Source organism: Mycobacterium sp. (assembly GCF_036488105.1).
Classification (GTDB): Bacteria; Actinomycetota; Actinomycetes; order Mycobacteriales; family Mycobacteriaceae; genus Mycobacterium.
In genome coordinates this window covers 1-9446 of sequence record NZ_DASXHW010000537.1, presented here as the reverse complement: position 1 = coordinate 9446, position 9446 = coordinate 1, and the positions used below count along the sequence as shown (strand labels likewise).

General features: G+C 68.1%; 7 protein-coding genes and 1 pseudogene. 1 reads left to right on the top strand and 7 read right to left on the bottom strand.

All coding sequences use genetic code 11. The features are described from left to right. Positions 1-35: 35 nt before the first annotated feature. The 7 genes from VGH54_RS28355 to mfd all read right to left on the bottom strand — a co-directional run bounded on the left by VGH54_RS28355 (position 36) and on the right by mfd (position 9134). Entirely contained in the window at positions 36-980 is a 945-nt protein-coding gene (locus VGH54_RS28355) for a Ppx/GppA phosphatase family protein (RefSeq protein WP_331515478.1), read from the bottom strand. Then, complete coding sequence (locus tag VGH54_RS28350) at positions 977-1468, bottom strand: DUF501 domain-containing protein (RefSeq protein ID WP_331515477.1); 492 nt, start codon at positions 1466-1468, stop codon at positions 977-979. Before VGH54_RS28350 ends, VGH54_RS28355 begins: the two co-directional genes overlap by 4 nt. Next, a complete protein-coding gene (locus VGH54_RS28345; RefSeq protein WP_331515476.1) occupies positions 1461-2114 on the bottom strand; it encodes a septum formation initiator family protein in 654 nt (217 codons plus the stop codon). The genes VGH54_RS28350 and VGH54_RS28345 overlap by 8 nt, the downstream gene beginning before the upstream one ends. 21 nt (positions 2115-2135) lie before the next feature. Continuing rightward, on the bottom strand, positions 2136-3416 hold the full coding sequence (eno, locus tag VGH54_RS28340; RefSeq protein ID WP_331515475.1) for a phosphopyruvate hydratase: 1281 nt from the start codon (positions 3414-3416) through the stop codon (positions 2136-2138). Between the two features lie 76 nt (positions 3417-3492). Continuing rightward, complete coding sequence (locus VGH54_RS28335; protein ID WP_331515474.1) at positions 3493-4224, bottom strand: lytic transglycosylase domain-containing protein; 732 nt, start codon at positions 4222-4224, stop codon at positions 3493-3495. Positions 4225-4432: 208 nt separating this feature from the next. Further along, positions 4433-5452, bottom strand: coding sequence for a nucleoside triphosphate pyrophosphohydrolase (locus VGH54_RS28330; RefSeq protein ID WP_331515473.1), 1020 nt, complete (start codon positions 5450-5452; stop codon positions 4433-4435). Positions 5453-5492: 40 nt separating this feature from the next. Further along, entirely contained in the window at positions 5493-9134 is a 3642-nt protein-coding gene (gene mfd / locus VGH54_RS28325; protein ID WP_331515472.1) for a transcription-repair coupling factor, read from the bottom strand. A 137-nt stretch (positions 9135-9271) separates the two neighbouring features. Here mfd and VGH54_RS28320 point away from each other — a divergent pair. Continuing rightward, a pseudogene (locus tag VGH54_RS28320) lies at positions 9272-9446 on the top strand (diaminopimelate decarboxylase); the annotation flags it as partial.

Sequence of the window (9446 nt, the reverse complement as noted above, 5' to 3'; positions counted from 1 at the left end):
AATCTCCTCCGGGCACCGCCCGTTGGCTTAACGGTTCAGGCGATCGACAGCGCGATACCGTCCAAAATGTCGTGCTCACTGACCGTCAACGCGTCGATACCGGCCCGCTCGCGCAGCGCGATCGCCAGTTCTTCGATGATGATGGCGCCGCCACCGATCACGTCGACCCGCCCCTCGTGCATGGGCCCCAACGCCGCGCGCTGCGCTCGCGGCATGCCGATCAGCCCGTCGCAGACCTCTAGCAGCCGGTCCACACCGACGCAGAGGAGATGAATGGCCGCAGCGTCATAGGTGGTCATGTCCTGTGCGAGTGCGGCGACCGTCGTCATCGTACCGGCCACACCCACCCAGGTGCGGGCCTGTTCCACCGGGACGACGCGCAGCGCCTCGCCGAGCCGTTCGCGAACCACCTCGCGCGCGACGGCCACCTCGGCGGCCGTCGGCGGATCCGAATGCAGGCAACGCTCGGTCAGTCGCACGCAGCCGATGTCGGCCGAATAACTCGCCACCACCAGGTCGGTGCCCACTACGACTTCCGTCGAGCCGCCGCCCAGATCGACAATGACGAAAGGCCCTGCAGCGGCATCTAATTCATTGACCGCGCCGCGAAAAGACAGCTCGGCCTCTTGCGCGCCGGTGATCACCTCGGCGATGGCACCGTCCACCACATCGCCGAGCACGTCGGCCGTCATCGCGAAGAAGACGTCGCGGTTGCCAGCGTCACGGGTGGCCGACGTCGCGACCATGCGTATCCGGTCGACGCGGTGGGTTGTGCACAGCGCGGCGTAGTCGACCAGCGCAGACCGGGTGCGCTGCAACGCCTCCGGTGCGAAGGCACCGGTGGCGTCGACGCCCTGGCCGAGTCGCACGATCCGCATCTCGCGATGCACGTCGTGCAGCTGCCCGTCGGACGCGTCAGCGATGAGCAGCCGAATCGAGTTGGTGCCGCAGTCAATTGCGGCTACACGCGTAGCCATCAGCGCCAGTCCCCCGGCGCCAGGATGCCGGCCATCGACGGCTCGACGGCAAGAACCGCCAGCGCCTCGTCGCCGAACGGGTTGACTCCCCGGCCCTTGGCCAGCGCATGCGCGATCACCACGTGCAGGCACTTGACCCGATCGGGCATGCCGCCGCCGGAAAACGTGGTCCCCAGCGGCTCGATGGCATCCCGCTCGGCCAGGTAGGACTCGTGGGCCCGTCGATAGGCGGCGGCCAGCTCGGGGTCGGACTGCAGCCGCTGGGTCATGTCTCGCATCATTCCGGTTGTCTCCAGCCTGCTCGCCGCGGCGGTCAGTGCCGGATGCGTCAAGTAGTACAACGTCGGAAAGGGTGTTCCATCAGGAAGTTTCGGCGCCGTCTTCACCACGCCGGGTTCACCGTTGGGACAGCGGTATGCGATGTCGAGCACTCCACGCGGTTCGCGGCCGAGCTGGCCGGCCACCACATCGAGGTCCGCGGGATCAACCACCGGGCGGCAACGGGCCGGGTGGCATGGGACTGGGCGACGCAGGGGGTGGTGGCAGCGCCGGAGTCGGCGGGCCGTGCGGGCTGTCGGCGATGGTGTGCCAGAGCGAGGTGTACCAGGGGTCGTTGGTGGCCGCGGCGGTCGGCGCCGACCCCGGGTCGCCGGGAAGCGCGGCATTCGGCGGAAGCTGGACCTGATAAGGGATCTCGCCAGGCATGACGAACCCGAGGCGCTCACGGGCCTGCGCCGCGACGTATGCCGGATCGGCCAGCTTTCCCTTCTGCTGCTCGAGATCGGTGATCTGGTGACGCAGTGCGGATTCGGAGGCGGACAGCTGCTTCATCTCGGTGCGCTGCGCGAAGTAGGTGCGGACCGGGCCGGCGATGGTCAGGGTCAGCACACAGACCACCGCCGCCAGGATCGCCGCCCGTCGCGCAGTCAGACCGAGTCGCTGATCCGAACGCTGCTCGGCCGATTCGGCGATCGCCTGTTTAATCGGCTCGACGACCTCGGGCATCGCACGCGATGCCGCCTGCCCGCGACGGGCCGCCGTCGATTTGCGCGGCCGGCCTGCCACCGAATCGCCGGCCCTCCCCGGACGCGAGGCCGGAGAGCGCCGCTTCGGTTCTGGCCGTTTCGATTCGGGCATCGGACGCTAAGGGTATCGGGCTTACGGTGCGTACCGGGGGAAGGCAAGATCACCGGCGTAGCGCCCCGCGTCACCGAGCGCTTCTTCGATCCGAAGCAGCTGGTTGTATTTCGCCACCCGCTCGCTGCGGGCCGGGGCGCCGGTCTTGATCTGCCCGCTGCCCACCGCCACCGCCAAGTCGGCGATCGTGGTGTCCTCCGTCTCACCGCTGCGGTGGCTCATCATCGTCCGGTAGCCGCTGTGGTGGGCGAGCGCCACCGCATCGAGTGTCTCGGTGAGCGTGCCGATCTGGTTCACCTTGACCAGCAAGGCATTTGCCGCACCCTTGTCGATGCCCTCTTCCAGGCGTTCGGGATTGGTGACGAAGAGGTCGTCTCCGACGATCTGCACCCGATCGCCGATCGCTGTGGTCAGGGCCACCCAGCCGTCCCAATCGTCTTCGGCCAGTGGGTCTTCGATGGACACCAGCGGGTAGGAGTCGAGCAGCTCTGCGTAGAACTGCGTCATCTCATCGGCGGAGCGGGTCTTCTTCTCGAACGCGTAGCCGGTGCCGTCGGTGTAGAACTCGGTCGCTGCCGCATCGAGCGCCAATGCCACGTCGGCGCCGAGCTTGAAACCGGTGGACTCGATGGCCTGGCTGATCACGTCCAGCGCGGCCTGGGTTCCGGGCACGTCGGGGGCGAATCCGCCCTCGTCACCCAGTCCGGTGGACAGCCCCTGCTTCTTCAGCGCCGACTTCAGCGCGTGGTAGACCTCGGTACCCCAGCGCAGCGCCTCATAAAAGCTCGGCGCGCCGATCGGGGCCACCATGAACTCCTGGATGTCGACGGCGGTGTCGGCGTGTGCGCCGCCGTTGAGGATGTTCATCATCGGTACCGGCAGGATGTGCGCATTGGGCCCGCCGAGGTAGCGGAACAGCGGCAACTCGGCCGAATCGGCGGCGGCCTTGCTGACCGCCAGCGAGACGCCCAGGATGGCGTTCGCACCCAGCCGGGACTTGTCCGGTGTGCCGTCGAGGTCCAGCAGAGCCTGATCGACCAGTCGCTGATCATCGGCGTTGAGCCCGATCACGGCCGGCGCGATTTCATCGAGCACGGCCTGGACGGCCTTCTTGACGCCCTTGCCGCCATACCGCTCGCCGCCATCGCGCAGTTCGACGGCCTCGTGCTCTCCGGTCGACGCACCGGAGGGCACCGCGGCCCGCGCGAACGTCCCGTCGATCAGGGCCACCTCGACCTCGACTGTCGGGTTACCGCGGGAATCGAGGATCTCTCGGGCCCCGACCTGCTCGATAATCGGCACTGGTTCTCCTTGCGTCGTAAGGGTTACGGAGTTGCTACGAGATCCGTAACTGCCACCAGTAGCCTAAAGCCTCTCCTCAGAGCGAGTGACCCGCCGCATAGGCGGTAGCCCAGTCGCGAACGGCGCGCGCGTAGACGTCGGAGTCGTTGTAGGCCCACAGCGCGGTGATCCACCCTCGCGCGGTGGCGAGATCCTTCCCGCGCCAACACAAATAGCCCGCCGCGGACAATGCGGCATCGTCGATGTTGTCGACGCTGGTCGCACCGTCGTTGTTGGCGTCCACGCCGTATTCCCGCCAGGTCTCGGGAATGAACTGCATCGGCCCCATGGCTCGCACGGTGTCCGGCTCGCCGCCCATCCCGCCCGCCTCGCTGTCGATGATGCGCATGGTGCCGTTGGTTCCGTCGAGCACCACACCCCTGATCGGGGGCCGCACGTCGCCGTTGGGAAACAGTGTCGCGTGGTGGTAGGTGCCGTGATGGCTTTCCACCTGGCCGATGCCGGCCAGCGTCGTCCAGGCGATATGACAGTTGGGGTTCTCCACCTCGGCGACTCGGGCGGCGTAGCCGTAGGCCTCCAGAGCGGTTACCGGTATGTGCATCGCCGGCGCGCGCTCAGCCGCCCACGCATGAAGCTGGTCGGCGGGCCGGCCCTTGGCATGCGTGTCGACCGGTGGCACCACGGCACCAGGCGGCGGCGGGACGCCCTTAGGGATAAAGGGGCCGAGCTGCCACGAGCAGCTAGACGCCAACAGCAGCGCCGTTGCACCCACGACGGCGAGCGCCCGCAGCCAACGCACCGGCGACACAACACACCCCTAAACCACGATTCTGCGTCCATGGTCCCATGTGAATCGAGTAGGTCACCACGCCGTGAACGCCGGGTTTCCGGCCGACACCGATTTTCCAGCCACAATGATGGGCGCCCTAGCTGCAGATAACCGAGCGCGGATCGCCGCGCCGGGCGTGTCGAACATCACCGCGCCGACGCCCGCTTTCGCGCGCGTCAATACCGCGTCAGTCCTTTTCGGGGTCGTCAGAGGACGCCGCCGCGTCGTCGACAGCAGACTCTTCGATGGCGGTCCCGGATTCCGGTTCGGCGTCGTCGGCCGACGGCCAGCATGCGCGCCACTCGTCCTCGGTGATCGTGCCGAGCGCGGCGACGTCCAGTTCCGCGGGTACATCCGCTACGCGACGGTCCGCGGCGACCGCCTTCTCGACGGCCCGCATGGTATCCATGAACTCCAGTACGGCCGTGCGCAAAGCATTTTCGGCGTCAACATCGGCCGTCACGGTGATCGAGGTGATGTTCGCCGGGATCAGGTCCAACGGCACGCCGGCCCGGGTGCTGCGCTGAATCACTTTGTGCGCCAAGGCCAAACCCGGTTGACCGGTGGGCACGTCGTCCATCACCGAGTTCCGCGGCTTCTCCAGAGCTTTGCGCTCCTCCCACTGAGCCAACTGTTCGTCCAGCGAAATCGTCTCGCCGGCAAGGACTCCCGGAGCCCGGTTGCCGAGCTTTCGCAGCAGCGCTTCGGCGACGTCATCGATGGTGAACGGATGCTCAGGCGCGTCCTCGGCGATGCGCGCGTGGAACAGAACCTGCAGCAACACGTCGCCGAGCTCATCGCGCAGCGCGTCGGTATCGCCGCTGTGGACCGCGTCGAAAAGTTCGTAGGTCTCCTCCAGCAGAAACCGGCGCAGCGAGTCGTGGGTCTGCTCGCTTTCCCACGGCCCGGCGGTGCGCAGCTTGTCCATCATCGCGACGGCGTCCACCAGCCGCTCCCCGGGCTGCTGCCCGGGCGCGGAGATCAGGCGCTCACCGGCGGCCAACCGCGCGGTGACCGCGGGGTGCTCGGCGTCGGACGACAACAGCACCGGAGCGTCATCGCCGGTGTGGGCCGGGCGCGCCGCCGGCAGCGTCCAGGGCACCGCGACGGGCATCTCCTCGGTGTACTGCACCTCACCGGTGAGCAACTCGATGGCTTCCACCGGAACCAGCGAGGGGCGGCGAGGGTCGACCAGGATGACAGTCACCGGCGCCGGCCCCCACCGGGGCGGTCGTCGTGGACGCACTTCATCGCGCTTGCCGCTCCTGTTTTGCCGTGACTACCTGGGTCGATTCTCCCGGCTTCCCGTCCAGCGCCGCCAGCAAATCGGCCACCATCTGAACTAATTCGAGATCGCGAATACGTGGTGCGCCGACACCACCGGCCCGCGGAATAGGAACCTGGACGGTCGAGGTGGTGGCGCGGTAACGCGCACCCGGGTACCGGCGCGCCAGGCGCACCTGCACGGAGTCCGGCAGGGTCATCGGCGCCAGTCGCAGGGTGGCCGCCGACGCCGTCGACACTTCGGTGACGCCCGCGGCGCGGCACAGTAGCCGGAGCCGAGCGACGGCGATCAGCCGTTCGGCGGTTTCGGGCAGCGCCCCGTAACGGTCGGTCAGCTCCTCGACGACGGCGTCGATGTCGGAGTCGTGGCTCGCCGCGGCCAGCCGCCGGTATCCCTCCAGCCGCAGCCGGTCGCTGGGGATGTAGTCCGGCGGCAGGTGCGCATCCACCGGCAGGTCGATGCGCACATCTTTCGGCTCCTCGGCGCTGAGCACGGTCTGGCCGTCGGCCGCAGCGCGGTACGCCTCGACCGCCTCGCCGACCAGCCGGACATAGAGGTCGAAGCCCACCCCGGCGACGTGTCCGGACTGCTCGGCGCCCAGCACATTGCCGGCGCCGCGGATCTCCAGGTCCTTCATCGCCACCGCCATGCCGGCGCCCAGCTCATTGTTCTGGGCGATCGTCGCCAAGCGGTCGTAGGCGGTCTCGGTGAGCGGCGCGTGCTGCGGATACAGGAAGTAGGCGTAGCCGCGCTCCCGACTTCGACCCACCCGGCCGCGCAGCTGGTGCAGCTGGGACAGACCGAACGTGTCGGCTCGTTCGACGATCAGCGTGTTGGCGTTGGAGATGTCCAGGCCGGTCTCGACGATTGTGGTGCACACCAGGATGTCGAACTCCCGGTTCCAGAATCCCTCGACGGTCGTCTCCAGCAGATCCTCGTGCATCTGACCGTGCGCGACGGCAACCTTGGCCTCCGGCACCAACTCGCGCACCCGCGCCGCGGCGGCGTCGATGGAGCTGACCCGGTTGTGCACGTAGAACGCCTGTCCGTCGCGCAGTAGCTCACGGCGCAGCGCAGCGGCGATCTGTTTGTCGTCGTGCTGCCCGACATAGGTCAGCACCGGGTAGCGCTCCTCGGGCGGCGTGAGGATCGTCGACATCTCGCGGATCCCGGCCAGACTCATTTCCAGCGTGCGCGGGATCGGGGTGGCGCTCATCGTCAGCACGTCGACGTGGGTGCGCAACGACTTGATGTGCTCCTTGTGCTCGACGCCGAAGCGCTGCTCCTCGTCGACGACCACCAGACCGAGGTCTTTCCAGTGCACGCCGGTCTGCAGCAACCGATGGGTGCCGATCACGATGTCCACCGTGCCATCGGCCAAACCCTCGATGACGGAACGGGATTCAGCGGGCTCGGTGAACCGGGACAAGCCCTTGATCCGGACCGGGAAGCCGGCCATCCGCTCGGCGAAGGTCTGCAGATGCTGGTCGGCCAACAGCGTGGTGGGAACCAGCACCGCGACCTGCTTGCCGTCCTGGACCGCTTTGAACGCCGCCCGAATCGCGATCTCGGTCTTGCCGTACCCGACGTCGCCGCAGATCACCCGGTCCATCGGCACCGGTTTCTCCATGTCGGACTTGACCTCGGTGATCGCGGTGAGCTGGTCCACAGTCTCGGTGAAGCCGAACGCGTCCTCCATCTCGGCCTGCCACGGGGTGTCCGGCCCGAACGCATGCCCCGCGGTGGCCTGCCGCTTGGCGTAGAGCGCCACCAGCTCGCCGGCGATCTCCCGGACCGCCTTACGGGCTTTGGTCTTGGTGTTGGTCCAGTCGCTGCCGCCGAGCCGGCTCAGCGCCGGCGCCTGGCCACCGACGTAGCGGGACAGCTGATCGAGGGAATCCATTGGCACATAGAGCTTGTCGGTTTCGCTTCGGCCCCGCTTGCTCGACGCGTACTCCAGCACCAGGTACTCGCGCCGCGCGCCGCCGACGGTACGTTCGGTCATCTCGACGAACCGGCCGATGCCGTGCTGATCGTGCACCACCAGGTCGCCCGCGGTCAGGGCCAGCGGGTCGACGGTGTTGCGGCGTTTGGCGGCCAGTCGCTTGCCGTCGGTAGCCGTCATCCGGTTGCCAGTCAGGTCGGTTTCGGTGACGATCACCAGGTCTGCGCCGGGGAAGACCAAGCCGTCATGCAGTGGGCCCTTGAGTACCCCGACCACGCCGGGCCTGGGCTCGGCCCCCGACTCCAACATCGTTGCCGGCGTATCGGATTCGGCCAACTGCTCGACGACGCGATGCGCTGTTCCAGTGCCCGGCGCGACGACGGCGGCGGCCCCGCCGGTTGCCACGTGCGCGCGCAGCATCGCGAAGATCTCGTCGATGTCGCGCTGATGGCCACGGGCTGACGGCGCGGCGCGGATGTCCAGCTCGATCGCCGACTCGTCGGAGAGTTGGCTCAGCGTCCACCACGGGTGCCCGGACTGCCGCGCGGCACCCTGCACCTCCTCGAGTTCGCGGAATCCCGATCCGCCGAGCTCCTCGACGTCGATCGGTGAATCGCCACCCACCGCAGCCACCGACCAGGACGCGTCGAGGAATTCGCGGCCGGTCTTGATCAGGTCGGCCGCCCGGGTTCGTACCTTCTCCGGGTCGCAGACCAGCACCGGCGTGCCGTCGGCCAGCTGATCGGTCAGCAGCGTCATGTCCTCGGGCCGCAACACCGGCAACAGTGCCTCCATGCCGTCGACCGGAATGCCCTCGGCGAGCTTGGCCAGCATCTCGCCGACGCTGCCGGCGGCGCCGTGCTCCGGCGGCGGTTGATGTCCGGCCAGCTCGGCGGCCCGCGCCCGCACGTCGTCGGTCAGCAACAGCTCGCGGCAGGCGACCGCGATCAGGGAGTCCACGCTGATCTCCGAGATCGACCGCTGGTCGGCCACCGCGAACATCCGCATCTCGGTGACCTCGTCGCCCCAGAATTCCACCCGCACCGGGTGCTCGGCGGTCGGAGCGAAAATATCGAGGATGCCGCCGCGGACGGCGAATTCGCCGCGCCGGCCGACCATGTCCACCCGGGTGTAGGCCAGCTCGACCAACCGGGTGATGACATCTTCGAAGGCCAGCTCGTCGCCGACCGTCAGCGTCAGGGGCTCGGCCTGGCCCAGCCGCGAAGCCATCGGCTGCAGCATCGAACGGACCGCGGTGACCACCACCCGCAGCGGCGGGCCAAGCCGGCCGTCCTGTGGGTGAGCCAGCCGGCGCAGCAGCATCATCCGGGCGCCGACGGTGTCCACGCCGGGAGAAAGCCGCTCGTGGGGCAGCGTCTCCCAGGACGGGAACATCGCGACCGCATCGCCGAGGACACCGCGCAACTCGGCCGAAAGGTCATCGGCTTCCCGGCCGGTCGCCGTAACGACCAGCAACGGCCCCCCGCGGGCCAGCGCGCAGGCGACGAACAGTCGTGCGCCGGCCGGGCCGACCAAGGCCAATTCCCCGGGCCGATCGTCAGCGAAGTCGATGAGACGCTGCAGCGTGGGCGCGCGCAGCGCCAACTCGACAAGCCCCGCGATCGGGGTATCTGTGATTTCTGGCCCCCGTGCGGTCATGATCACCCCATTGTATGGGGGCCGACCGTCGTCAATTTCCGTTGTATGGGGGCCGACCGTCGTCAATTTCCGGCCAAGCGCCGTCAAGGATCCGTTAGGGAAGTGGCATCCGCTTGATCCGCGCGCAGGCTGAAGTCATGACATCGACTTTGCCGGACATCCTGCCTGCCATAGGCCTTGCGGCTTCGCCGCGATTCCACCCGGCGATCTGGCCAATGACGGCCCACTCCGACGACGACGGACGACTCTGCGTGGGCGAGGTGCCCCTGACCGACATCGCCGACCAGTTCGGCACCCCCACCTACGTGATCG

What these genes read in the sequence shown, in the direction of transcription:
- VGH54_RS28345 (WP_331515476.1), bottom strand. Translation starts at nt 2,114, where the DNA reads ATGCCCGAATCGAAACGGCCAGAACCGAAGCGGCGCTCTCCGGCCTCG.
- mfd (WP_331515472.1), bottom strand. Translation starts at nt 9,134, where the DNA reads ATGACCGCACGGGGGCCAGAAATCACAGATACCCCGATCGCGGGGCTT.